Genomic DNA, 26317 nt, shown 5'->3' with positions numbered 1-26317 from the left:
TATAATCTAGTCTAATTAACCTAATTTTATAGAAATTAATTATTGTGATTAACGCATCTGAACACAGCTTTTCACTGATTCTTGACGCAAAGCATCATGACGCTTTTTCGTATTTAGGATTGCATAAAGTAGGCGCCCAATTTGTCTTTCGCACATTCTTACCTTATGTGCAAAAAGTCAGCTTAAAAATCAACTCAAAATGGGTTGAATGCGCACGTGTTAATGATGCTGGGCTTTTTGAATGGCAAGGCAAAACTGCGCCAACTTCACCTTGCTTGATTAAAGTTGAGGCCAATAATCAAACGCAAGAAATAATAGACACTTATAGTTTTAACCCCTTATTAACTAACGACGAGTTGCATCTATTTAGCGAGGGGCGTTTAAATCAAGCCTACAACACCTTTGGCGCGCATATCGTTGAACATCAAGGTGTACAAGGTGTGCGATTCGCCGTTTGGGCGCCAAATGCAGAGCGCGTCAGTGTTGTGGGCAATTTTAATCAGTGGGATGGTCGCGTTAACCCCATGCGTATTCGCGGCGAAACGGGCGTTTGGGAGCTGTTTATTCCGCACTTAACGACTGACTCACTCTATAAATATGAAATCCGCAATCGCCATTCACACGCGGTACTAGTCAAAACCGATCCATTCGCGCGCGAATTTGAATTCCGTCCAGGAACAGCATCTAAAATTTCTAGCAATCAAGCGTTCCAATGGCAAGATAAAGCTTGGTTAGACAAACGCGCCAGCAATGATTGGCTGCATGCACCATTTAATTGTTACGAAGTACATATTGGATCGTGGCGCCGTAAAAATAATAACCAATTACTGACTTATCGTGATTTAGCCGCAGAACTTGTGCCTTATGTGGTTGAGATGGGTTTTACGCACATTGAACTGCTGCCGATTACCGAACATCCGCTCAATGAATCTTGGGGTTATCAAACCACTGGCTATTTTGGCGTAACCAATCGATTCGGCTCACCCGATGATTTGAAGTTTCTGATTGACGCTTGCCATCAGGCGAATATTGGCGTGATTTTAGATTGGGTACCAGGTCATTTCCCTAAAGATGATTGGGCATTGGCGCGTTTTGACGGCACTGCATTATATGAGCATGAAGATCCGCGTATCGGCGAACATCAAGATTGGGGTACGTTGATTTTCAATTATGGTCGCAATGAAGTACGCAACTTCTTAATTTCCAGCGCTTATTTTTGGCTAAAAGAATTTCATATCGACGGTATTCGTGTAGATGCGGTTGCGTCGATGCTTTATTTGGATTACTCACGCAAAGCAGGTGAATGGTTGCCGAATAAATTTGGCGGACGTGAAAATCTAGAGGCGATCGAATTCCTTAAACAATTGAATATCGTCGCCCATCAAGATTTTCCAGGCGCACTGACCATTGCAGAAGAGTCGACCTCATGGCCAGCGGTATCGCGCCCTATTTATCTTGGCGGGCTCGGTTTTAGCATGAAATGGAACATGGGCTGGATGAACGACACGCTGAGTTATATTGAAAATGAGCCTGTGCATCGCAAATATCATCACAGCATGCTCACTTTTGGGCAGCTTTACGCCTATTCTGAAAATTTTGTATTACCGTTCTCACATGATGAAGTCGTACACGGCAAAGGCTCACTAATCGCCAAAATGCCAGGCGACTCTTGGCAGAAATTTGCTAACTTGCGTTTGTTAATGACATTACAAATGACCAGCCCCGGCAAAAAACTCAATTTTATGGGCAACGAAATTGCGCAAGGGTTTGAATGGAATGTGAATCGCAGCCTAGATTGGCATCTGCTTGAACATGAATCACATAGAGGAATACAACGCACTGCACGCGATCTAAATAAGCATTACCTTAACCTTAACTGCCTGCACACACTAGATTTTGATGTGCAAGGTTTTGAGTGGATTGACTGTAATGATTCCGAACAATCAATTATTAGCTTCATCAGGCATGGGCTGGATAATTCTTTTGCTATAATAGTGTTGAATTTTACGCCTGTGTTACGTGAAAATTACCGAATTGGTGTGCCGCAAGCAGGCCAATATACCGAGATTTTTAATAGCGATGCAGCGTATTATGGTGGTGGAAATAAAGGCAATGGCGCAGGTTTACAAAGCGACAATGTTGCCTGGATGGGCAGAGACCAATCGCTTTTGATTACGCTGCCACCATTAGCAGGCTTAATTATTGTTAAAAAGAATTGATGAACAATGGATTTAATCATTCATTCATAAAGCTTTATTAATATATTCTGAATAGCACAAAGTTTTATGAATGGTTTAACAGTTTCAACACGCTTTATTAACATGTTTTACTAACAAAAATATTAACATTAAGTGTCATTAGTTAGATGCGAAAACACTGCATAATTAATGATAAATCACATTAAAAATATAGAATAACCAATTGTTTTAAATAATAAATGACAACTCTTACTCAATTCCCCGCTTGGCAAAAACTTTGTGCGCACCAAAAATCAATAGAGTCTTTACATATGCGCGATTTATTCGCAACAGACCCAAAACGCTTTGATAAATACAGCTTAAAATTTGCTGACTTACTGTTTGATTACTCTAAACATCGCATCACCGATGAAACGCTGCCTTTGCTGTTTCAAATGGCGCGCGAAGCCAAAATCGAACAATGGCGCGATAAAATGTTTGCAGGTGAAAAGATCAATATCACTGAAAATCGCGCTGTATTGCACACTGCGTTGCGCAATCGCAGTAACACGCCGGTTTATGTAGATGGCAAAGATGTCATGCCTGATGTTAACGCGGTGCTGAAACAAATGCGGGAGTTTTCAGAGAAAGTACGCAACGGCAGCTGGAAAGGTTACACAGGCAAACGCATCACTGATATCGTAAATATCGGTATTGGCGGCTCTGATTTAGGCCCTGTGATGGTGTGCGACGCGTTAAAACCTTACGCTAGCCCAGAACTTAACATCCATTTTGTATCGAATATTGATGGCGCGCATTTAATGCGTGCGCTGGAAAAGTGTAATCCAGAAACGACCTTATTTATCGTCGCTTCAAAAACATTTACCACACAAGAAACCATGACTAATGCCACAACGGCTAGAACTTGGTTCTTAGATGCGGCTAAAGAGAATAGCCATGTGGCTAAACACTTTGTGGCTTTATCTACCAATGCAAAAGCAGTGGCCGATTTTGGTATTGATACCGCCAATATGTTCGCGTTTTGGGATTGGGTCGGCGGCCGCTATTCATTATGGTCTGCCATCGGCTTAAGTATTGCCTTATATGTTGGCATGGACAATTTCGAAGCGTTATTAGATGGCGCGCATGAAATGGACAACCATTTCAAAACTGCACCCTTAGAGCAAAATATGCCAGTGATTTTGGCGTTAATCGGCATTTGGTATAACAACTTCTTTCATGTGGATACGCATGCGATTTTGCCTTACGACCAAGGAATGGCACGCTTCCCTGCTTATATGCAACAAGCAGATATGGAAAGTAACGGCAAATTTATCTGCCGCGATGGCAGCCGAGTAAAATATAAAACTGGCCCTGTAATTTGGGGGGAGGCTGGCACCAATGGCCAACATGCGTTCTATCAATTAATTCATCAAGGCACGCAAATTGTGCCTGCTGACTTTTTAATGCCAGTGCACAGCCATTATGCAATCGGCAAACACGGCTACGCGCATCACAAAATTCTATTGGCTAACTTTTTTGCACAAACGCAATCGTTAATGCTGGGTAAAACCAAAGAAGAAGCGCGTGCTGAGTTGGAAAAACAAGGCTTAAGCGGTGACGAATTGGAAAAATTATTGCCGCACAAAGTATTTGAAGGCAACCGCCCCACTACTTCCATCTTGTTCGACAAGTTAACGCCGAACACATTAGGCAAGTTAATTGCGCTATACGAACACAAAATATTCGTGCAAGGCATCATGTGGGATATTAATAGCTACGACCAATGGGGCGTGGAATACGGCAAGCAAATTGCAAAACAAATCTTGCCACAATTAATCAGTGATGAAAAAGTGAGCAATTACGATAGCTCAACGAATGGGTTGATAAACCATACCAAAGAGTTGAAGTAAGTTTTGCATGGTGAGCAAACAAAGCTTTCTCACCACCTAGTATTAATATGAGTTAGCAAAATTTAGGACATACTATTGTGAAACTTAATGAGCGTGAAAAAGTAGCGAGGTGGGTAAGATGTCTGGCACTCATATACTTTTTTTGTCTAATTTTCGCTAGCTGGTTTGCTTTCGAGCAATTGCTAAATGGACTCCCTACATCGTTTCCAGGTCAATCGGAGAGCTTTATTTCTGGTCTGCTTTTCGTTTATATAAACTTTCTATTTTGTTACGTTGCGGTCACTGGGCGCAACCCAGCCAAGTACTTTCCAGTCGGCACTCTCTCATGGCCACTTGATAACCATTCTAACCCCAGCATCTTGCGTGTAATCGGACTGAAATTCAAAAGTAGAAGTAAAGAATAATTACAACTTACAACAAAACCCAATAAATGGATTCCTGCTTTCGCAGGAATCATTCGGTAATCTAAATTACTACCTTAACGTAATCCCTTTAACCATCGCATCCAAGCCAACCGATTTAGCCATACTCGCGCCTAAGCGTTTTGCAAAGCGGTCTGCAATCGAGTCTTGGTAAGTAAAGTCTACTATTTCGTCTTGTTTAATCACTTCACGTGCGACGTAATCCGCACTACCTAATGCATCAGCCAAACCGATTTTAATGCTTTGCTCACCGCTCCAAAATAAACCACTAAACGTTTCGTTATCTTCCACTAAACGTTTGCCACGACCTTCACGTACTACTGTTTTAAACTGTTCATGAATTTGATTCAGCATGGCTTGCGCTAGTTGTTGATGTTTTGGGTTAACCGGTGAGAAAGGATCTAACATGGCTTTGTTTTCACCAGCGGTTAATAATCGGCGCTCTACCCCTACCTTTTTCATCACTTCGGTAAAACCGTAGCCATCCATTAACACGCCGATTGAGCCGACAATACTGGCTTTATCTACATAAATCTTATCTGTCGCTGCTGCAATGTAATAGCCGCCAGATGCACAAATATCTTCTACTACCGCATAAACTGGAATAGTGGGATGCAGTTTCTTTTGGCGTCTGATTTCATCGTAAATAATACCTGCTTGCACTGGGCTACCGCCTGGACTATTGATGCGAAAAATAATGCCTTTTGTACCTTTGTTATCGTAGGCATCGCTTAAGCTGCTCATGACAGAATCGGCATTGACTTCACCGCCCGCTTCTATCACGCCAGAAATTTCGATTAAAGCTGTGTGTTCACCCGTCGCCGTTTTACCGCCGCCAAGCCAGCCTAAAAAATAGAACAGAAGGATAAACAAATATCCAAACGTTAATACTTTAAAAAAGATACCCCAGCGTCTAGTGCTTTTTTGTTCTTTTAAGCCAGATAAAGCCAACTTTTCGATGGTTTGTTGTTGCCAATTACTATCTTGTTGATTTGGGTCAGACATTCAATTTTCCTATTTGCGGGTTTTATGTAGTTGGTCTAAATGTATCGTAATTTGTTGATTTTGTTCAGTAACCGTTAGTGCTTGCAGATTTTTACCTTTGCATGGTCCCATCATACAATATCCCGTATCTGGTTCATAATGCGCGCCGTGGGTTGCGCAAATTAAATAATCTTTACTCACTGTAAAAAATTCGCCTTGATTCCAATCCAGCTCAATTGGCACATGCGCACAGCGGTTGACATAGGCATGCGCTTTGCCATGAAAACGAATCACAAAGCCTGTCACCATTTCGCCTAATTGCGGCAAATCAAACCTTAAACCTAGTGATTTTTCGACTAAATCATGACTATTTAAAGTGATGGTATGTTTTTGCATGACTGGTTAAGTAAATGTTTAATGAATAATTTGCGTTAAAACTTAGTGTTAATATGGTGTTAAGTCAGCGCTTTACAAGTCTAATTTTCTGTTAATAGCCAAGTACTTAACGCATCAAAATGATGAAATAATTGCAAAGGATTATAGCTCAATAATTTTTCGCCCGCTTGCGCACCAAAAGTCACGCCAACCGCGCTTACGCCAGCATTTTGCGCCATCTGCAAATCATAACTGGTGTCGCCAATCATTAAAGTGCGCTCTGGCGTAATCACTAATGTATCCATGATCTCATCCAGCATTTGTGGATGCGGCTTAGAAAAACACTCATCCACCGTACGCGTGGTGTGAAAATAATTAGTCAATCCGCAATGTTGCAAAGCTAAGTTTAAACCACGCCGACCTTTTCCCGTCGCTACCGCCAATTTAAAACCGCGCCTATTTAGCTCAATAATCGTTTCTTTTGCGCCAGCGAATAATGGTATTTCACTTTCGCCAGAATAATAATTGGCGCTGTAACGCACAGCCAAAGCCTGTGCTTTTTCAACTGGAATATCACCAAAAAGTGCAAAAATCGATTCTTTTAAACCCAAACCAATAATATTACTGGCGGCTTTCGGGTCTAGTTTCGGCAAGCCAACTTCTTCAGCAGCTTTCACCAACGCATCAGTAATCATGCCAGTCGAATTGGCAACCGTGCCATCCCAATCCCACACAATGAGATCAAACTTTTTGCCTTTAATTTGTTTTTCTATTTTATTTACTGTCATTGTCGAGATTTTCTAATTGCTAAATTTTTAATTATTTTTTTAGTACTTTTAGAGTGTTAAGTATCCAGATTTTGAGCTTTTAAACTGATTAAAAACTTTTTTAATTCTTGCGGCAACGGCGCAATTAACTTTAACTTTTCTGCAGACACAGGATGCCGCAGATTTGTTTCAACCGAATGTAAAAACATGCGCTTCAAGCCTTTTTTCTGCAACGCTTTATTATTAGCAAAATCGCCGTACTTATCATCCCCCAAAATCGGAAAGCCCAAATGCGCCAATTGCACACGCAGTTGATGCGTGCGGCCGGTGATTAGTTGCGCCTCTAATAAGCTAAAGCCTGCAAAAGCCTGCTTCAAGTAAAAAATCGTTTCTGAATGTTGCGCTTGGTCGTATTTGTCCTTACTTTTATCCGTCACCACATTCACACGCCGCTCACCATTTGGTAGCACATATTTTTGCAAATCCATCGCGACGCGTTTCTTTTTTTCAGTCCACTCACCCGCAACAAGCATCAAATAACGCTTGTCGGTTTGATTGTTCCGAATCATTTCATGCAAGGCAACCAATGCAGCGCGCTTTTTCGCCAGCATCAGTACACCAGAAGTTTCGCGATCAAGCCGATGCACTAACTCTAAAAATTTGGCTTTTGGCCGCTCCATACGCAATTGCTCAATCACACCACGACTGATTCCACTACCGCCATGTACAGCAAAACCGGCTGGTTTATCAATCACCAGCAACGCATCATCTTCAAAAATAATCGTGCTTTCTAATACCGATTTTGCAGGCTGATCAGACTGTTGATTTTCCAGTAACTCTTTATCATTGGCGGCAATACGAATCGGCGGCACGCGTACAATATCGCCAATTATTAATTTGTACGAAGCATCGATACGGCCTTTATTCACACGCACTTCGCCACTACGCAAAATACGGTAAATATGACTTTTTGGCACACCTTTTAGCACTTTTGCCAGAAAATTATCAATACGCTGCCCTTCACTGGCTTCATCGATGATGACATTGGCCGCAGCATGTGCGCCTATTGGTTTTTCTGGCTGGTTTATTTGTTCTGTTTGCATGTTAACTTTTGCTTAAACGGCTGATTACGCCTATACTATTGATGTTGTTGAATTTATTGCTTACAAGCATCTCGACAAACACTTATTTATTCACTTATTCATCATTTAGCATGTCAATATTTAAGTATGCTAAATGAATAAATGGATGACAAAAATATTTGGCTAATACCGCTCGCCATATTTAAGTAGCGATAAAACAATTGCGCTCTAGCCGCCGCAGACAAATAAACATAAACGCGACTAAAGTTACTGAAGACCGAATTTTAACGAATTTATGCCCAACTATATATAAAATTCAAAAACTATATATAAATTAATGCGCATAAATTTTAATATCATCCATTTTAAGATGATGAGACATTTTTCAATCAATTAAAAAAACGTAACCAAGCTATTTCTATTATTAGAAACGGTTACAATTAACTAAAACGCTACAAGCGTCCGATTGATTTTAAGCAGCCCAGACGCTGCGCCAATGCTCATGCATGCTTAAATGTAGCGCAATTTAAATCACATGCGCCTTGATATTCTTCAGCCACTTTAACTCGAAGTAAATTATTCTTAAGTACACGTATTTAATTACATGCACTTAAGGGATTTTTACATTAAATGATTAGCGTCTGCATTGCTCTGAGCGCGGGAGCAAACAATGAAACGCATGTTATTTAATGCAACGCAATCAGAAGAATTACGCGTTGCAATCGTAGACGGGCAAAAACTCGTCGATTTAGATATTGAACACGCAGGTAAAGAGCAGCGTAAAAGCAATATTTACAAAGGCGTTATTACCCGTGTAGAACCATCCCTTGAGGCCGCTTTTGTCGATTATGGCAATGAGCGTCATGGCTTTTTACCCTTTAAAGAAATCTCACGCAGCTACTACTCAGAAAAAGTAGAAGGCGGCAAAGCACGTATTCAAGACGTGATCAAAGAAGGTCAAGAATTAATCGTTCAAGTAGATAAAGATGAGCGTGGTAATAAAGGCGCTGCTTTAACCACATATATCTCACTGGCTGGACGTTACTTGGTTTTAATGCCAAACAATCCACGTGGCGGTGGCGTTTCTCGCCGCATTGAAGGCGAAGATCGCAACGAACTACGTGATGTGATGGCGCAATTAGAAGTGCCAAATGGCATGAGCATCATTGCGCGTACTGCAGGTATCGGCAGAAATGCAGAAGAATTACAGTGGGATTTAAACTATTTAACACAGTTATGGACTGCAGTTGAAGAAGCCTCACATATTCAACCTGGCGCGTTCTTAATCTACCAAGAAGGCAGCTTAGTCATTCGCGCGATTCGTGATTACTTTAGTGCCGATATCGGTGAGATTTTAATCGACACGCCAGATGTGCACGAACAAGCTGTGCAGTTTATGAATCACGTGATGCCAGGCAATGTGGCGCGAGTGAAATTGTACCAAGATGAAATCCCGCTATTCTCACGCTTTCAAATCGAACATCAGATTGAATCCGCATTTTCACGTGAAGTGCGTTTGCCTTCCGGCGGCGCAATTGTGATTGACCATACTGAAGCTTTAGTTTCTGTTGACGTTAACTCTGGCCGCAGCATTAAAGGCGCAGATATTGAGCAAACGGCGTTTAATACCAACTTGGAAGCTGCTGAAGAAGTGGCGCGCCAATTGCGCTTACGCGACCTTGGCGGCTTGGTGGTGATTGACTTTATCGATATGGAAAGCCAACGCAATCAGCGCGAAGTAGAAAATACGCTACGCGATGCTTTGCATGCCGACCGTGCGCGCGTTCAAACGGGCAAAATCTCACGTTTTGGCTTGTTAGAGCTTTCACGCCAACGCTTACGTCCAAGCTTAGGTGAAACCAATCACGCAGCCTGTCCACGCTGTAGCGGCACAGGCCATATTCGTGGTATCGAATCGACTGCGTTGCATATCTTGCGCATCACACAAGAAGAAGCGATGAAAGACAACAGCGCGATTATTCAAGTGCAATTGCCTGTTGAAGCGGCGACTTTCTTGTTGAACGAAAAACGTGCTGATATCCATAAAATCGAACAGCGCATGGGTGTTGAAGTGATTTTAATTCCAAACATTCATATGGAAACGCCGAATTACAGTATCACACGCATTAAGCAAGATGATGTCACAGAAGAAACATCGCAAGCCAGCTACAAAATGGTTGAATTACCAGCAGAAACGGCTTATGAGCGCGGTTTAAGCGAAGAAGCTAAACCAAAAGCACCAGAAGCATTAGTGAAAGGCATTAAAACTGCTACATCTGCGCCGCTAGTTGAAGAGAAGACTGCTCAAATTATTGCGCCTGCGCCAAAAGTGGGACTATTTGGCCGCATTAAACAATGGTTTGGTGCTAAACCGGAAGTAAAAGTAGAAGAAACTGCTGCTGATAAAACAACACGCGAAACACGTGAAAATGCGCGCAATAACGACCGTAATCGCAACAATAATCGTAATCGCACCCGCAATAACGACCGTAATGCGAACAACCGTGATCGCAACAATACAACGGGTGGTGAGCGTAACGATAGACCGCAACAGCAGCAACAGGCGAAACCACAACAAGCGCGTCAGGAACGTCCACAACGCCAAGATAGACCTCAAGACAGATCGCAAGAAAAAGTTGAGTCTAAAAATGTGTTAAGTAACAACTCTCAAAACAATGAAGTACGTGCGGATGCAGCAAGTCAAGTGGAAGTTGTGACAACGAATCTGCCAACACAAGGCAATCCTGCTATTGATGCAAATCAGACGCCACGTCCAGAACGTAGTGGTCGCCGCAGTCGTGGTGGTCGTAATCGTAAAAACCGTGATGAGAATCGTGAACCACGTGACCCAAATGCAGCAGCACCTGCTTTTGTACCCAATGATGTGGCGGTAGACAACACGCCAATTATTGTGCAAATTGCATCATCATCTGAACCTGCTATTCAAAAACAAGCAGTGCAAGATAATGTAACGCAAGCGAAAGCTGCTGAAAATACAGTGGTTCAAGAGAAACCTGCTCAAACACAAAAGCCTGCACAATCAAAAGCACCTACGGCAAAAGCAACTAAAACAGAGGCTAAAGCAAAAGCAGACCCTGAATTAAAATCAGAAAAATCTGTTAATGAAAAAGTTGATGCAACGGTAAACGCTGAAGCTGTGAGTGAAACAGCGGCGACTGACAAGCCTGCAAAAGCAAAAGCTGAGAAAAAACCTGCTGCACGTAAACCGACTAAAGCCGCTAAACCAGCAGCTGCCAAACCGGTTGATTTAAGCGCTAGCGGTCTGCAATTGGTGGAAACGAAAGGTGAAGCAAAAGCTGCTGTTACTCCAACTGAACCAGCTAAACCCCGTGTGCCACGTAAAGCGCCTAACTGGAAAAAAGATGCTGAATCAAAAGAAGAAGCACCTTTGGTGATGGTTGAAACGCAAAAATAGCTTTCAATAATCGTTAATAAAAAAGCCTGACTTGTTCAGGCTTTTTTTATTGCTTGTAGCAAGTTAAAGATGTTTTTTCAATGATATAAGCCAAAAGTTAACCCTAAAAAAGTGTTAACTTTTATTTAATATATCATCTAAATATTCTCAAATGAGAATAATTTCTATTTGTATTTGAGTGTGCAATATGCAATAATTTAATCAATTGATCTAATTGTTTAATCCGTGAAATCGTTACCCATCCACTCCCCAATCGTTGTTGCGCTCACTTATCATTACGATAGTTTGTTAGATTACGTGCGCCGTAACTTCACTTATGCCAGAAACGATCATCAGTTTGCGCATGAAGTGATTCATGATGTTTGCATTGCGTTAATCGATAGTCCACCGCCGCAAAATATTCATACACCACTGGCTTTTTTGCGCTTAGCGATTAAAAACCGTGCGATTGACCGTTGCCGAAATGAGCAAACAAGACAGCGTTATGTCGATTATGTAGGCGACATTCCAGATCATCATCAGCATCATCAAGATGGCGCCAGTGCGCTGGATTTTTCACAAAAATTTGAAGCATTGAAACGTATTATTGAAGCACTGCCGCCGCGCCAGCGCCAAGTATTTCTGTTGCATCGTTTACATGAAATGCCGCAATTAGAAATCGCCAATGCACTGAGTATTTCGCGCAATATGGTGACTCAGCACTTCAACCGCGCCGTGCTTGCGATCACGCAACAGTGGCAAATTTACCTAGTTTAGATGGTTAACTTCACCCATGCAAAACCGAGCAAACAATACTGAAGTACAAGCTGAACAGCTAAATAACAATATCAGCCCTTACACCAAAGTGCTTAAAGATTATTTTCCATCGCGCGAGGCGATTTTGCTCGAAGCACAAGCATTAACGCAGAAAAATCAAGCACGTAAACGCCTACTTAAAAACGCCGCTTTGGGTAGCGTTTTATCACTATTTTTACTCACTTGGATCATTGACCCGATTATCAAAAGTGATTATTTAAACACGCAGATTGGTCAACAAATTAGCTACACGCTGACTGATGGCAGCAACGTGACTTTGAATACCAATAGTATTGTCAAATCAGAAATCCGCTTGCGTTCAAGACGTTTGGAATTAGTGCAAGGTGAAGCATTACTCAATGTCACACACGAATGGCGCAGTTTTACTGTGCAAGCAAACAATGCGTATATTCGCGATATCGGCACGGTTTTCAATGTGCGCAACACTTACGATGGCGCAATTGTCACTGTTTTAGATGGCGCAGTAGAAGTAACGACGCATGATAAAACCTATCTGCTGACCAAAAACCAGTCATTAACTACATCAATTAATCAACTTAATCCGTCAATAGTAGAAGATGCCAATACAACAATGGCGTGGCAACAAGGCAAGCTGTTATTTGATGGCACGCCGTTAACAACAGTTGTGAGTGAGATACAGCGCTATCGCAAAGCGCCAATCACCTTAAACGATGCCAAAGTTGGAAAACTGCGCATATCCGGCGCATACGATATTAAAGGCATTGAATCGTTAATTGATACGCTACCAATTAGCGTTGCGGTAAAAGTGACCCGCCAAACGGATGGGAGCGTGATCATTTCTAATCGTAAATAAAATAAAGTCTCAATATTAAAAAATATTGCATTTAATTCAACTGTTTTCAAAACAGACATCAACATTTGCAAGTGCTCAAACGCCATAGGGTTGAAGGTTTAAGTTAAATCAACTATCAATATTGGAGTTATTTTGATGCACCCGCAACTGAACAAAACGAAACAAAACACCCTGCCCGCTTATTTTAAACACACTACTTTGGCTATTTTGCTCAGTAGCAGTTTGCAACTAATGGCAGCAGAAATAGATATTCCTGCTCAACCCTTAGATAAAGCTTTAAACACTTTAGCCAAACAATCTGGCGAACGCATTGTGTTTTCGACCGATTTAACTGAAAAAATCACTGCGCCTGCAGTAAAAGGTAATTTGAATACGCGTGAAGCGTTAGACGCTTTGTTAAAAAATAGCGGCTTAATATTACAAGGCGATGCTGCACAAGGCTTTACGGTAATTAAAAAACCAATAACCAATGCGCAGACCAGCGAAGAAACACTGCCAGAAGTTGCCGTATCAGCAACTGCAGCAAAACTGTTACCTGTGACAGAACCTGGCACATTGTTAATCGATACAGAAGCATTGGCACGCAACAATCCTAGCGACGTTCGTGGTGTATTTAATGGCCAGCCTTCAGTCAAAGTCGGCGGGTCAACGCCTATGTCGCAAAAAGTCTATGTGAACGGGATTGAAGAAACCAATTTAGCAGTAACTATCGATGGCAGCCGCCAAAATAATAAAGTATTCCATCATAACGGTACAACGCTTATTGACCCAATATTCCTTAAAGCTGTGAGTGTTAATGCGGGTGTTGCGCCATCAGATGCTGGGCCTGGCGCAATCGCAGGCTCTATTGCCTACGAAACTAGAAATGCGCGTGATTTCTTAACGTCTCCTGACCTAGGCGCTTATATTCGCTCCAGCTTTAACACCAATGGTAATATTTTTAGTCAAACACTCGCAGGCTATGGCGCTTCTGAACAGTTGGATGGATTAGCCTACTTAACGGTTGCAAATGGCAATAGTTTTGAGGCTGGCAATGGCGATAAAGTAGACGGTACGGGAACAGACTTAGTCAGTGGCTATGTTAAATTGGGTGCAGAGGCTGAAGGCGGACACCGCTTGCAATTGAGCCATGAGCGTGTGCGCGACGATGCTGCCCGCCCATTCCGTGGCAACATTGGTTTTATTACTGGTCGACCAGCGTGGGAGCCGCGTGTGCGTGATTACGAAATGATCCGTGACAACACCGTACTACGTTACTTTCAAGACAACCCTGAACAGTGGTGGAATCCGAATGTGGTATTAGCCTACAGCAAAACTGAAATTACCGTGCCCATCTTCACACGTGGCGGCACAGTGGTTTTCCCAGGTAGTGGCGAAACGGGTAGCTTTAACGGCAAGTTTGAGAACAAATTTCCACTAGATATCGGCAGCATTACTGCAGGCGTGGATTTTTATCGTGACAAAGCCGATTACAAAGACCCTACTTATCAGGTAGAAGAAAAAGCCAGCAATAAAGGTGCTTACGTGCAAGCCAGAATAAACCCTTGGCAGCCTTTGCAAGTTTCTGCTGGTGTGCGCGGTGATCATCATCGCCTAACAGGCACGCAAGGAGATAGCTGGTCGCATTCTGGCTTAAGCTCTAATGCTTCTGGCGAATTAGCGATTGTGCCGGAACTACTGACTGTCAAAGCGGGCTTTTCGCATGTATTCAGCGGTAGTCAGATGGCAGAGAACTTTATCATGAACACAGATTGGAACTACGGAAACGGCCCCAAACCTACTAAGGCAGATAACTATTTCTTTGGTTTAGAAACCCGTTATCATGGATTTTCGGCAGAAGCCAAAGTGTTTGAAACGCGTATAGAGAATGCCCGTGTCGCCAGATTTGCGGTGAATAGCGCTAATTTAGCGAGTGATGTACGTTCACGCGGTTACGAATTAGGTATCGGTTATCAATGGGAACAAAGCTATGTACGTGCTAGATTTGCGGATATTGATGTCACGATTAATGGCACAAGTACCGATAGCGATGCAGGAAATTATCTTGCAACACCAGCGGGTGAAATTCTTTATTTAACTGCAGGTCATCATTTCCCTGCTCTGCACCTCACTGTGGGCGGCGATGCTGAGCTTGCGCAAAAGTACAATAAAGTCAGCAATGGCACATTATCGTTTCCATCTTATGAAGTGTTTAACCTATTTGCAGAATATCAGCCTGCTTGGTCAGTTAATACTAAGTTAAGACTGGATGTACGCAACATATTTGATGACACCTACGCAGACCGCGCTACTTATCAAGGATTTGGCACCGTTACGCCGCTTTATCAAGCTGGGCGCAGTCTACTGCTAAGTGTATCAGCCACGTTTTAGATAATAGTGCGGGCAAAAAAGTTACTTTGTTTTGTCCACATTACAGACCTTATTAGCATTAGATCGGTTTGACTTGCAAACTTGATAGTGGATTTAAATTGAAAGATTTAAATCCACTAGCTATAAGTTCTTAAGCTAGGGATTCTTTGGGTTGCCTTTACAAAGCCAAAAATGTTAAGATGAGAATAATTATCATTAACAATTTGCAGATTTATCGCATTAAATGTCACCCCTCGCTCATCAACACTCAAATAATCCATCGCTTGGCATGCCAGATGATTTGCCGAACAAGTCTTTGCTGACTTTGGCGTTGATTCAGCATTACGATCATTTAGTGGATTATGTGCGTCGGCGTTTTGGTAATCCTATTTTTGCGCAAGATGTGATACAAGATGTTTGCGTACATCTGTTGGAACGCACGCCAAAAGAGCCAGCTCGCATTCCATTGGCGTTATTAAAGCGCATTTCGCACGATATTGCGGTGGATCGTTGTCGTGCAGAAGATTCGCGTCATGCCTATGTTCAATCGTATGAAAACTTGCCTGATGTTGCCTCAAATGCGCCCTGCGCATCACGCATTCTAAGTGCAAAGCAAGATTTACACTTACTTGCGGACGCGATTAATACCTTGCCAGAACGTTGTAAAATGGTTTTTATCATGCATAAAATCCACGAACTGCCACAAGCCGAAATCGCGGCCAAAATGCATATTTCCATTAAAATGGTAGAGAAACATTTGCGCACTGGCATGCTCGCCTGTCGCACTAAACTTAATCGTACTAAGCTTACTTGAATCTCGTGAAACCAAACAGCTCACAAAAGCAAACTTCAACTCAAGCAGAATTTTTGACTGAAGATGCTGCAATTGCAACGAACCGCATGCAATTGCAGCAGCTGTTTCCGCTACCCGATTTTTCTATCCATCATCAATCACTTTATCAACAAAATACGTCTGCGCTAAAGCTGAAAGTAAAGCGCAATATTAAAAAAGCGTTGCCACTATTAACCCTATTTTTTGTGGCAATTTTTCTACTCGCATGGATTGACCCAACTTACAAAACAGAAAAGATCGCTTCAGTGATTGGCGAACATAAAACATTGACGCTGGCTGACAATAGTCAACTTACTTTAGACACCAATACACAATTGCAAGTGGATTGGCACCTGCGCTCAAGGCAAATTACATTACATTCTGGCCGCGCTATGTTCCATGTTACGCACCAGCAATATCGCCCTTTTTACGTACAGGCTGGCGCCACTCAAATAAAAGTAGTTGGTACTATTTTTGATGTGTTGCGCAAAAATGAACAGGTCACCGTCACAGTGTTGCAAGGCAAAGTGCAAGTGCGTGGTTACAACCAAGCGCGTACACAGTATCAACAAACTTATCTAACCAAAAATGAGCAAGTAACCGTTAACCAAGGTGAAATTTCATCAACCTTAACAGTCGATTCCGCCTTAAAAACGGCGTGGACAGATGGCAAAATTATCTTTGAACGCACACCGCTGAATCAGGCCTTGGCGGAAATGCAACGCTATAAAACCACGCCGATTATTTTAACTAACGCACAATTAGCCAATTTAAAAATATCTGGCACGTTCAACACCAATTCTACCGATGACATCATTCAGTTGTTACCGAACATTTTGCCGGTGAAAGTCACGCGCGGTGCTAATGATGCTATTTATATTGGTACAAAATAAATGTACAACACAACTCAGTGCAAAATATTTTTGATGGTTAAGGTAGGGTTAAGCGCTTTCTGATACGGCTACTCTTTGAAGCAACATTCACACTAAATATTTTAAAAGAGAGCCAAATTGAACCCCGCACCATTAAATCATCTGCAAGCCAATCAGCCATTTTTAAACCCATTACAGCTAAAGCATTTACGTATACCAACCTTAATCGCTTACATGTGCTTGGCATTATCTGCGCAAGCAGAACCAAAAAGCGCTGTAGAAATACAAAGTAAACCGCTAGACAAAGCACTGAATAGCTTAGCCAAACAAACTGGTGTGCAAATTTTATTCGCTAGCGAAATCACTGCCAATCAAAAATCCACTGCGCTTAAAGGCAATTTGAGTGCAAAACAAGCGTTAACTCAACTGCTGGAAGGCACCAATTTAATCGCAACTGAACAAGCGAACGGCACATTTATTATTGTTAAAGCGCCAGAAATCAAAGCTGAAACCGAAGCTGATACATTGCCAGAGGTGGCAGTAAATGCCAAGACTGATGCACTGTCTACATATTACGCTGGCGGACAGGTAGCTCGTGAAGGTAGAGCAGGATTGCTAGGCAATAAAGATTTTATGGACACCCCTTTTAGTGCAACGCAATACACTTCCAAGTTGATTGAAGATCAACAAGCGCAAAATATCGGAGATATTCTCGTCAACGATCCTGCTGTACGCAATACCTACTCACGCGGTTCAGGCCGCGATGAATTTAACATCCGTGGTTTTACTTTGTATAACTATGATGCGATGTATAACGGTTTGTATGGAGTTGCGCCACGTGATTCCAGTTCATTGATTGGTATTGAACGCATTGAAGTGCTGAGAGGCCCAAACGCGCTACTCAACGGTATGGCTCCTGCTGGCTCAGTAGGCGGCGCAATCAACCTTGTACCTAAACGCGCGGGCGCAAATCCACTTAACCGCCTGACTTTGTCATTTATTGATGATAGTCAACTTGCTGCGCATGTTGATGTCGCACGTCGCTTTGGCGCAGAGCAAGAGTTGGGCGTGCGCGCTAACATTATCACTAGCTCAGGTGATACGCCTGTAGATAATTCTAAAGAAAAACTAGATGCTTTTGCGATAGGCATCGATTTTCAGGGCGAGCGTTTTCGCATTGAAGGTGACTTGAACTATCAAAATCGACTTACACATGCACGCAGTGGCCTGCTATTCGCGGGCGGTGGTTTCGATATTGGTTCAGCGCCAGATGCAAAAAGCAATTACCTACCCAAATGGACTTACTGGAACAGCAATCAGTTATCAGGCACAGCACGCGTGGAGTTTGATCTGACGCCAGACTGGACTGTTTATGGCGCAGCAGGTGGATCGCAATATGACTTTAGCAGTTTGCAAACCAGCTGGTTATTGTCAAATGAGCAGGGAAATATTAGGGCGTTGCCGACACGTACTAAACAATATGTCAACACCTTTACAGGTGAAGTAGGTGTAAAAGGGAAATTCGATACAGGCGCTTTAAATCATCAATCTGTACTAAGTGTAACGAATTATGCTATGGAATATGGTGGGTTGTTTGTCAGGTCAAGCGCAATTTTTTCAAACGTCTATTCGCCTCAAGCTTCGGCGAAACCGAATATCGCTATTGGCGGAAATGTGCCAAAAAGTAGTGAGTCCAGGCTACGTAGCATTGCGTTGGCCGATACGGTTTCAATGCTAGATAACAAAGTTCAGCTCACACTTGGTGCGCGGCATCAGCAGGTGATCAGCTCAAATTTTGACGCAGATACAGGCAATAGATTAGATGATCACTACGATAAATCTAAACTCACGCCAGCAGTCGCATTCGTCATTCGACCAACAACGCAATTGTCTTTCTACGGCAACTATATTGAAGCGCTCAATCAAGGGGATAGATCGCCAGATGATGGATCCACGTCAAATCCTGGGCAGATGTTTGCGCCAGCCGTTTCCAAACAACGCGAGGCGGGTTTGAAATATGACTTTGGTCGCTTTGCCACCACAGTGAGTGCGTTTGAGATTGAGCGTCCAAGTGGTTTAATAAACCCGACCACCTTGAGGTATTCTATGAATGGTGTACAACGTAATCGCGGCATTGAATTACTTACCCAAGGTGAGGCTATCGATCATGTACGTGTATTGGGTGGCTTGGCTTTGACTGATGGAAAGCTGACTAAAACAGAAAACGGCTTCAATGACGGCAATACGGCACCAGCAGTGCCACGATTACAATTTAATCTCGCAGGCGAATGGGATATTCCCGCCCTCACTGGTTTAACACTGACGGCCCGCATGCTACACACCAGCCAGCAATATGTGAATGCAGAGAATACGCAAAAAATTCCATCATGGAACCGTTATGACCTTGGTGCACGCTACGCATTTACGAGTGGAAATATTCCCGTCAACGTTAGAGCGACTATTGAGAATCTATTCGATAATGATTACTGGCTTTCTGCAGCGCGTGGAGGTTTGACCGTCGGCGCGCCAAGAACAGTCTTGCTTTCTGTCTCGGCCGACTTTTAATCTGCCTAATTGTCAGCATAAATAACGTTTCTCTCATCAAACTAATGATGCAAATAGATGATGAGAGAAATAACATTTATCAATATTGTTTGTAAAAATTGTAATAGTTAAATTTAGGGGTTTGAATCTAGCCAGACATTGATTCATTGCTATGTCTTTAATATATACGTGGAATTTTAGATTTTAATGCGACAGTTTTTTGTTTTAATGCATCGTTATGTTGGCCTTGTGATGGCTGTTTTCTTGATTATTGTCGGGCTTACTGGTGCATTAATCACGTTTTATGATGAGATTGATGGTTATATTAATCACGATTTAACGTATGCTGACAAGCCATTTGAAACGGCACCATTAATAGACCCTTTTACCTTGCGTAACAAAGTGCTTGCGCAATATCCAAATGCCAATATTAATTATTTAGAGTTATCGCAAAAAGACAATCACTCCGCTGTATTTTATTTAACACCAAAAATAAATCCTGTTAATAACAAACCGTATACGCTCAAACATAGGCAGATTTATGTCAATCCATACACCGCTAACATCATCGGCGAACGCAATTCCAATGAAATTTCTGAAAGCTGGAAAAATATGATGCCGTTTATTTTTGAGCTGCATTACGCACTCGCACTCGGCACATTTGGAGGTTATGTATTGGGCATTGTTGCGCTATTTTGGACGATAGACTGTTTTGTTGGCGCCTATTTAACTTTTCCTATGCAACGTCAAAAAATGGCGAATAAAGCACAACTGCAATCAAACGCAACAAAAGTAAAACTTAAAAAAGAACAATCATGGTCAGCGCGCTGGTGGAAATCATGGAAAATTCGCTGGAATGGCGGCTTTCACAAAGTCAATTTTGATTTCCATCGCGCAGGCGGTCTATGGCTGTGGGCGGTATTATTGGTCTTTGCCTGGAGTAGCGTGGCATTTAATTTAGGCGATGAAATATATAGCCCCGTCACTAAGTTTATTTTCATGCAAGAACAAAAGCCAGAAATTAAAAAACTAGCCGTTCCGCTTGAAGTACCAGTTTTAAGCTTTGAACAAGCCTTTGAAATTGGTAAATCACTGATGGCTACCCAAGCGCAATTAAAAGGATTTAGCGTAATTGCGCCACAGGCCATTAGTTATAAGCCTGCGCAAGGAATTTATCAATACCGTGTAAAAAGTAGCCGCGATGTTAACGCAAAATATGGCAGTACACGTGTGACTTTCGATGCGAATTCTGGACAATTTATTGTACTAAGTTTACCCAGTGGGGAAGATGCTGGTGACACATTGACCAGTTGGATCGTGACATTGCATATGGCAAAAATTTGGGGTTTGCCGATGCAAATATTTGTCTGTTTAATGGGCTTAGTTATTACTGGCTTATCCATCACTGGCGTCATCATCTGGCTTAAAAAACGAAAATCTCGCGCAATTGTACATCAGCTTAAAAATGCCAATATCCATAAAAAATCTAAATCTACTCAAACTGAAGCAGTTGAGTTAACCCATTAATTACGCCAATATTGGATGAACGCAAAACCAATTGCAGTCATCACTAAACTGCCCAACACATGGCTGGCAATATGCCCTGCCGCCCATGCGTATTCTTGTTTATGCAGATAATTAAAAGCTTCTGCAGAAAATGCGGAAAATGTCGTCAATCCGCCTAAAAAACCTGTGGTGACAAATAAGCGCAGCTCGTTTTGGAGTGGCGTCGCTACAAAATAGGCCATTGCCATACCCATTAAAAAACCACCGACCAAATTGGCGATTAAGGTGCCTAATGGGAATAAACTGACATTGAACGCAAGGCCTAAACCCCAGCGCACCCAAGCCCCTATTGCCGCCCCACCGCCTACTGCAAGCCATTGCCCTGCTGCCATATCGTACTTTCTTATTGTCTAATATTGATAAAATCTTTGTGTTTAAGAATAATTCGCTTAACCACTATAATATTAAATATACCATCTAATTCATGAAAGCACATTTTGCGCGTTTTATTTGCCACATCAGAAGCTTATCCACTCATCAAAACAGGCGGCCTTGCAGATGTTAGCGGGGCGCTACCAAAAGCGATTCAACAATTGCCAACATTCGATGGCGATATCAAATTAGTAATGCCAGGTTATAGCGCTGTGTTGGCTAAATTAAAAAACACCAAAGTTGTGACTAATATTCTAGTGTTAAATCAGCCTTGTTCAATCATGACAGGCACGATGCCCGATAGCGATTTAGAAGTGATTGTGATTAAAAATGCACAATTATATGAGCGCGTTGGCGGACCATATAGCGATGAAAATGGTAAAGACTGGCTAGATAATCCATTGAGATTCGGCGTGCTTTCACGCGTTGCCAGCCTTTTATGTAGCGCGCAAAGCCCGTTACCAGATTGGATTCCTGACCTGATTCAATGTAATGATTGGCAAACTGGTTTGGCGCCTGCTTATATGAAGTTAGTTGACGATAGCCAAACCAAATCAATTTTCAGCATTCACAATTTGGCTTTTCAAGGTAATTTTAATGCCAGCTGGATAACTGCGCTGGAACTGCCGATTGCTGATTTTAGTATCAATGGTTACGAATATTTTAATCAAGTATCTTTTTTAAAGGCTGGGCTGTTTTACGCAGACCAATTAAGCACCGTAAGCCCGACCTACGCACAAGAGATTCAAACCGAGGCATTTGGTTTTGGCTTACAAGGTTTGTTAGCAGCGCGTAGTGATGATTTAACTGGTATTTTAAACGGCATCGATACGCAAGATTGGAACCCAGCAACCGATGTACATTTACCTAAAAATTACAGCAATAAACGTATTGCTGGCAAACAAGTGGTAAAAATGTCGCTACAACAACAGTTAGGGCTTCAAATTGATGCAAATGCCCCATTATTGGGCATCGTTAGTCGGCTTACTCATCAAAAAGGCTTGGATTTGTTACCTTCAATCATGCCGCAACTCATTCAGCAAGGTTGCCAATTTGCGATTTTGGGTAGTGGCGATAAAATTCTTGAAGCGAGCTTTATCGATTTAGCTGAACGCTTTCCAGATCAAGTTAGCATGAGCACCGGCTACCATGAATCACTTTCGCACAACATTATGGCAGGTGCAGATTTTTTTATCATGCCATCTCGTTTTGAGCCTTGCGGCTTAAATCAACTGTATGGATTAACATGTGGAACACCGCCAATTGTAACAGCCACAGGTGGTTTAGCAGACTCCGTGAAGGATACAAACGATGCAACGATTAAGGATAATACTGCGACAGGATTTGTCATCGAATCTGCCACTTCTGTAGCACTTTTAACGGCTATTCACCGTGCAGTTGATGTCTGGAAAGATAGAATTACGTGGCGGAAAGTGCAAAAAAATGGCATGAATCGCGAAGTGAGTTGGGCATTTAGTGCGCAAATTTATTTAAATTTATACGAAAAAACACTATTAATTAAATAGGATGAAAAGTTGGCACAGCTAATGCTTATACATAATTAAGCTTCTCCAAAGCCAACTTCTCCTCCCTAGGGGTATAACTTTAATAGTTATGCCCCTTTTTTTGCCCTGTGATTTTGTGTTAACTTTGCCCAAATTAAGCTACTTAACACTTTATTATTGAGCAACTTTTTGTTAACGCTTTTTTGCTTGAATATTTAGCTTTTAAGTACAACGCTTAAAGTAAGAATATTAAATATCAAAACTACTTAACAATAAAATGTTCGCGATAATATTTAAGTTCATCAATCGATTCATAGATATCAGCTAATGCTTCATGCTTGCTGGCTTTTTTAAACCCAGAATAAATCGTCGGTTTCCAACGGCGTGCCAGTTCTTTAAATACGCTGACATCTAAATTACGGTAATGGAAATAGGTTTCCAACTCTGGCATGTAGCGCGCCATAAATCGTCTATCTTGGCAGATAGAATTACCACACATCGGCGACTTACCAGCCGGCACATATTGCTTTAAGAACGCAATCATTTGTTCCGTTGCAGTTTGTTCATCCAGTGTACTGGCTTTTACCTTTTCGATTAAGCCACTGCGTCCATGTGTACCTTTATTCCAAGCATCCATGCCATCTAATACACTATCTGCTTGATGAATAACTAGCACTGGCGATTCGCCTAGTACGTTTAAATCGGCATCAGTCACCACAGCGGCAAGCTCTAAAATACGATCGCTATCTGGCAGCAAACCACTCATTTCCATATCTAGCCAGATTAAATTGTCATTATTTTGGTTATTGCTGGGAGCGCTCATCATGATTTCCATTAAATACAGTTAAAAAAATTAAATTATTCAGCGCAAAATTGAACGTACTGCGCATAAATGCTTCACAATAACATTATATTTAATATTTAAGCTTTTAACCGTATGGCATCCACGCTCACATTTGTTTTTATTTTCTTATTAATCGCAACGACAGCCACGCGCATTTGGCTTGGCTCGCGACATATTAATTATGTGCAAGCGCATCGCGGTGCCGTACCAACAGCATTTTCAGGCAATATCACCTTAGAATCCCATCAAAAAGCGGCTGATTACACCAGCGCAAAAAGTAAACTAGCTTTAATTGAAGTAGCAATTCAAGCATTATTATTAGCTGTATTGACCATTGGTGGCGGTTTACAATGGATAGATAACGCTTGGTTTAATGTCTTGCCAGGCCACGAAATAATTCGCGGTGCATTGGTGATTTGTAGCGCCTTATTCGTCAGCAGTTTGATCGACATTCCATTCGAATATTACAAAACATTTAGCGTAGATGAAAAATTTGGTTTTAACAAAATGACACCAGCGATGTTTTTTAGCGACCTGTTAAAACACAGTTTGGTTGGTTTGGTGCTCGGCGCGCCTATTTTGTTTGCTGCATTATGGTTAATGCAAGGCGCAGGCGAATACTGGTGGCTCTATTTATGGGTGGTTTGGAGCGTATTTAATATTGTGATGTTGGCGGTTTATCCAACTTTTATTGCACCATTATTTAACAAATTTACCCCGCTTGCCGATGAAAATTTGAAATCACGCATTGAAGCACTTCTGACTAAATGTGGTTTTAAATCGCAAGGCTTATTTGTGATGGACGGCTCTGCGCGCAGTAGCCACGGCAATGCTTACTTCACAGGTTTTGGCAGCAGCAAGCGTGTCGTGTTTTTTGATACCTTGTTAAGTAGATTAAATGAACAAGAAATTGAAGCAGTATTGGCGCATGAACTGGGTCATTTCAAACATCATCACGTAATTAAACGTATCGCCATGCTATTTTTTATGAGCTTTGTGGGTTTAGCTTTGTTAGGTTGGTTGATGAACCAAACATGGTTTTACAATGGCTTAGGTGTCACTGAAATTAGCAACCATATGGCTTTGCTGTTATTTTTATTAGTATCACCTGTCTTCTTATTTATTTTGCGCCCTTTCATGGCAAGTTACTCGCGTAAAAATGAATTCGAAGCAGATGATTACGCCGCGAAACATGCTGATGCTAATCATTTGGTCGATGCCTTGGTGAAGTTATATCGGGATAACGCCTCAACACTAACGCCAGATCCATTGCATTCCGCGTTTTATGACTCTCATCCACCTGCAAGTATCCGCATTTCTAAATTAGCGGCTTATACGCATTAACACTATTTTCATGCTAAAAACTTTATTGATATTGATTAAGGCAACAGTTTTTAGCGCCACATTATTGAGCTTAAATGTTCAAGCGGACGAGTTTTTCCCAAAAGCAGATATCAAAGCGGGGAAAGCGTTGGTGGATGCGCATTGTATTGAATGCCATGCCAGCAAATATGGTGGTGATGGCTCTGCGATTTACACGCGCGAATATAACAAAGTAAAGACTTCTAAGGGCTTAATCGCACAAATACGCAATTGCAATACGATGCTAGGTTTAAAATGGTTTGAGGATGAGGAAATTAATGTCGCGGCTTATTTAAATCAAACTTACTATAAGCTTGAGCGTTAATATCCAATCAATTATTTTACTTAAAACACTTTTAAATATCTCACATCAACTTTTTCGCTTTCAACTTTCAGGTTCAAATCATTGAAAAATAATCCCTTATGCCACAAGGTTTAGTCGTCTCTTCATACGGCAAACGTTATGAAGTAGAACTCGCCGATAAAACACGTATTAGTTGCGTCACACGCGGCAAAAAAACCGATTTAGCTTGTGGTGATAATGTGAACATCAAACTCACAGACAAGGCTGAAGGCGTTGTGGAATCTAGCTTACCGCGCACTTCGCTGCTCTATCGTAGCAATGAATTCAAAAGTAAAATTCTAGCGGCGAATGTCACACAAATTGTGATTGTATTAGCCACACAACCCAGTTTTTATGAGGCTTTGTTGAATCGCTGTTTAATCGCCGCCGAGGCTGCTAATATCAACCCATTAATCGTACTGAATAAATGCGACTTAAACGATGATGACAATGCAAAAAATCGGTTGAAACTGTATAGCGAGTTGGGTTATCAAGTCATTCACTTATCCGCCAAGCAAGATATTCAAGTCCTTAAGCAACATTTAGCCAATCATCGTAGCGTTTTAGTGGGTCAATCAGGCATGGGCAAATCAACCATTATTAACGCCTTATTGCCAAATATGAATGTGCGTACGCAAGAAATCAGCACGGTATTAGATAGCGGAAAACACACCACTACAGCTACCCATTTATATCATTTAGACGAAAATAGCAGCTTGATAGACTCACCTGGTTTGCAAGAATTTGGCCTTAATCATCTAACAAATGAGCAAATAGAATTGGCATTTAAAGAGTTTAAACCTTATTTAGGTAAATGCCGATTCAACAACTGTAAACACTCCCACGAACCAGATTGCGCAGTGATTCATGCGGTTGATACTGGCAAAATTTCAAATATTCGCTTAAATTTTTATCAAACGTTATCTAGCGAACTGGCTTGAT

20 protein-coding genes are annotated in these 26317 nt (G+C 41.8%); 14 read left to right on the top strand and 6 right to left on the bottom strand.

From position 1 onward, the window contains the following. The first annotated feature begins 44 nt into the window (after positions 1 to 44). Together glgB and pgi are read left to right on the top strand one after the other, a co-directional pair. Entirely contained in the window at positions 45 to 2219 is a 2175-nt protein-coding gene (glgB, locus tag METVE_RS0109690; RefSeq protein WP_020168279.1) for a 1,4-alpha-glucan branching protein GlgB, read from the top strand. A gap of 218 nt (positions 2220 to 2437) precedes the next feature. Then, on the top strand, positions 2438 to 4090 hold the full coding sequence (gene pgi, locus METVE_RS0109685; RefSeq protein ID WP_020168278.1) for a glucose-6-phosphate isomerase: 1653 nt from the start codon (positions 2438 to 2440) through the stop codon (positions 4088 to 4090). Positions 4091 to 4563: 473 nt separating this feature from the next. On the opposite strand, the gene METVE_RS0109680 is transcribed toward pgi, so the two are convergent. The 4 genes from METVE_RS0109680 to METVE_RS0109665 form a co-directional block, all read right to left on the bottom strand. Next, positions 4564 to 5517, bottom strand: a complete 954-nt coding sequence (locus tag METVE_RS0109680; RefSeq protein ID WP_020168277.1) for a S49 family peptidase — start codon at positions 5515 to 5517, stop codon at positions 4564 to 4566. Positions 5518 to 5526: 9 nt separating this feature from the next. Beyond that, a complete protein-coding gene (locus tag METVE_RS0109675) occupies positions 5527 to 5892 on the bottom strand; it encodes a Rieske (2Fe-2S) protein (protein WP_020168276.1) in 366 nt (121 codons plus the stop codon). Positions 5893 to 5972: 80 nt separating this feature from the next. Continuing rightward, the gene (locus METVE_RS0109670) at positions 5973 to 6659 is read right to left on the bottom strand and encodes an HAD-IA family hydrolase (protein WP_020168275.1); all 687 of its coding nucleotides are present in this window, start codon (positions 6657 to 6659) and stop codon (positions 5973 to 5975) included. Between the two features lie 56 nt (positions 6660 to 6715). Beyond that, a complete protein-coding gene (locus METVE_RS0109665; RefSeq protein ID WP_020168274.1) occupies positions 6716 to 7741 on the bottom strand; it encodes an RluA family pseudouridine synthase in 1026 nt (341 codons plus the stop codon). Positions 7742 to 8390: 649 nt separating this feature from the next. Between METVE_RS0109665 and METVE_RS0109660 the strand changes: the two genes are divergently transcribed. The 8 genes from METVE_RS0109660 to METVE_RS0109625 all read left to right on the top strand — a co-directional run bounded on the left by METVE_RS0109660 (position 8391) and on the right by METVE_RS0109625 (position 20910). Continuing rightward, positions 8391 to 11156: an Rne/Rng family ribonuclease gene (locus tag METVE_RS0109660; protein WP_020168273.1), complete on the top strand. Its 2766-nt coding sequence runs from the start codon at positions 8391 to 8393 to the stop codon at positions 11154 to 11156. Between the two features lie 225 nt (positions 11157 to 11381). Beyond that, positions 11382 to 11912: an RNA polymerase sigma factor gene (locus tag METVE_RS0109655; RefSeq protein ID WP_020168272.1), complete on the top strand. Its 531-nt coding sequence runs from the start codon at positions 11382 to 11384 to the stop codon at positions 11910 to 11912. Between the two features lie 16 nt (positions 11913 to 11928). After that, the gene (locus tag METVE_RS0109650) at positions 11929 to 12786 is read left to right on the top strand and encodes a FecR family protein (protein WP_020168271.1); all 858 of its coding nucleotides are present in this window, start codon (positions 11929 to 11931) and stop codon (positions 12784 to 12786) included. Between the two features lie 135 nt (positions 12787 to 12921). Further along, a complete protein-coding gene (locus METVE_RS0109645; RefSeq protein ID WP_020168270.1) occupies positions 12922 to 15156 on the top strand; it encodes a TonB-dependent receptor in 2235 nt (744 codons plus the stop codon). A gap of 223 nt (positions 15157 to 15379) precedes the next feature. Continuing rightward, on the top strand, positions 15380 to 15949 hold the full coding sequence (locus METVE_RS0109640; protein ID WP_232415303.1) for an RNA polymerase sigma factor: 570 nt from the start codon (positions 15380 to 15382) through the stop codon (positions 15947 to 15949). A 5-nt stretch (positions 15950 to 15954) separates the two neighbouring features. Further along, on the top strand, positions 15955 to 16860 hold the full coding sequence (locus METVE_RS0109635) for a FecR family protein (RefSeq protein WP_232415302.1): 906 nt from the start codon (positions 15955 to 15957) through the stop codon (positions 16858 to 16860). Positions 16861 to 16977: 117 nt separating this feature from the next. After that, positions 16978 to 19404 (top strand): TonB-dependent receptor, encoded by a 2427-nt coding sequence (locus METVE_RS0109630; protein ID WP_020168267.1) that lies wholly within the window; start codon positions 16978 to 16980, stop codon positions 19402 to 19404. Between the two features lie 186 nt (positions 19405 to 19590). Further along, complete coding sequence (locus tag METVE_RS0109625) at positions 19591 to 20910, top strand: PepSY-associated TM helix domain-containing protein (protein WP_020168266.1); 1320 nt, start codon at positions 19591 to 19593, stop codon at positions 20908 to 20910. Here METVE_RS0109625 and crcB read toward each other — a convergent pair. Beyond that, positions 20907 to 21281: a fluoride efflux transporter CrcB gene (crcB, locus tag METVE_RS0109620; RefSeq protein WP_020168265.1), complete on the bottom strand. Its 375-nt coding sequence runs from the start codon at positions 21279 to 21281 to the stop codon at positions 20907 to 20909. The two genes, METVE_RS0109625 and crcB, sit on opposite strands and share 4 nt — an antisense overlap. A 105-nt stretch (positions 21282 to 21386) precedes the next feature. Between crcB and glgA the strand changes: the two genes are divergently transcribed. Beyond that, positions 21387 to 22847, top strand: coding sequence for a glycogen synthase GlgA (gene glgA / locus METVE_RS0109615; protein ID WP_020168264.1), 1461 nt, complete (start codon positions 21387 to 21389; stop codon positions 22845 to 22847). 241 nt (positions 22848 to 23088) lie between these two features. Here glgA and orn read toward each other — a convergent pair whose 3' ends face one another. Next, on the bottom strand, positions 23089 to 23661 hold the full coding sequence (gene orn, locus METVE_RS0109610; RefSeq protein WP_020168263.1) for an oligoribonuclease: 573 nt from the start codon (positions 23659 to 23661) through the stop codon (positions 23089 to 23091). 102 nt (positions 23662 to 23763) lie between these two features. Here orn and METVE_RS0109605 point away from each other — a divergent pair, with 102 nt between their 5' ends. The 3 genes from METVE_RS0109605 (at position 23764) to rsgA (ending at position 26316) form a co-directional block, all read left to right on the top strand. Further along, complete coding sequence (locus tag METVE_RS0109605) at positions 23764 to 25014, top strand: M48 family metallopeptidase (protein WP_020168262.1); 1251 nt, start codon at positions 23764 to 23766, stop codon at positions 25012 to 25014. A gap of 10 nt (positions 25015 to 25024) precedes the next feature. Then, complete coding sequence (locus tag METVE_RS0109600; RefSeq protein ID WP_020168261.1) at positions 25025 to 25357, top strand: c-type cytochrome; 333 nt, start codon at positions 25025 to 25027, stop codon at positions 25355 to 25357. A 98-nt stretch (positions 25358 to 25455) separates the two neighbouring features. Further along, positions 25456 to 26316 carry a ribosome small subunit-dependent GTPase A gene (gene rsgA / locus METVE_RS0109595; protein WP_020168260.1) on the top strand — a complete coding sequence of 287 codons (861 nt, stop codon included), beginning with the start codon at positions 25456 to 25458 and terminating at the stop codon, positions 26314 to 26316. Position 26317: the final 1 nt, after the last annotated feature.

The sequence above is a fragment of the Methylotenera versatilis 79 genome (assembly GCF_000384375.1).
GTDB classification, from domain to species: domain Bacteria; phylum Pseudomonadota; class Gammaproteobacteria; order Burkholderiales; family Methylophilaceae; genus Methylotenera_A; species Methylotenera_A versatilis_B.
Note: the sequence above shows the minus strand (reverse complement) of the source record. Positions and strands in the feature narration are given on the sequence as shown.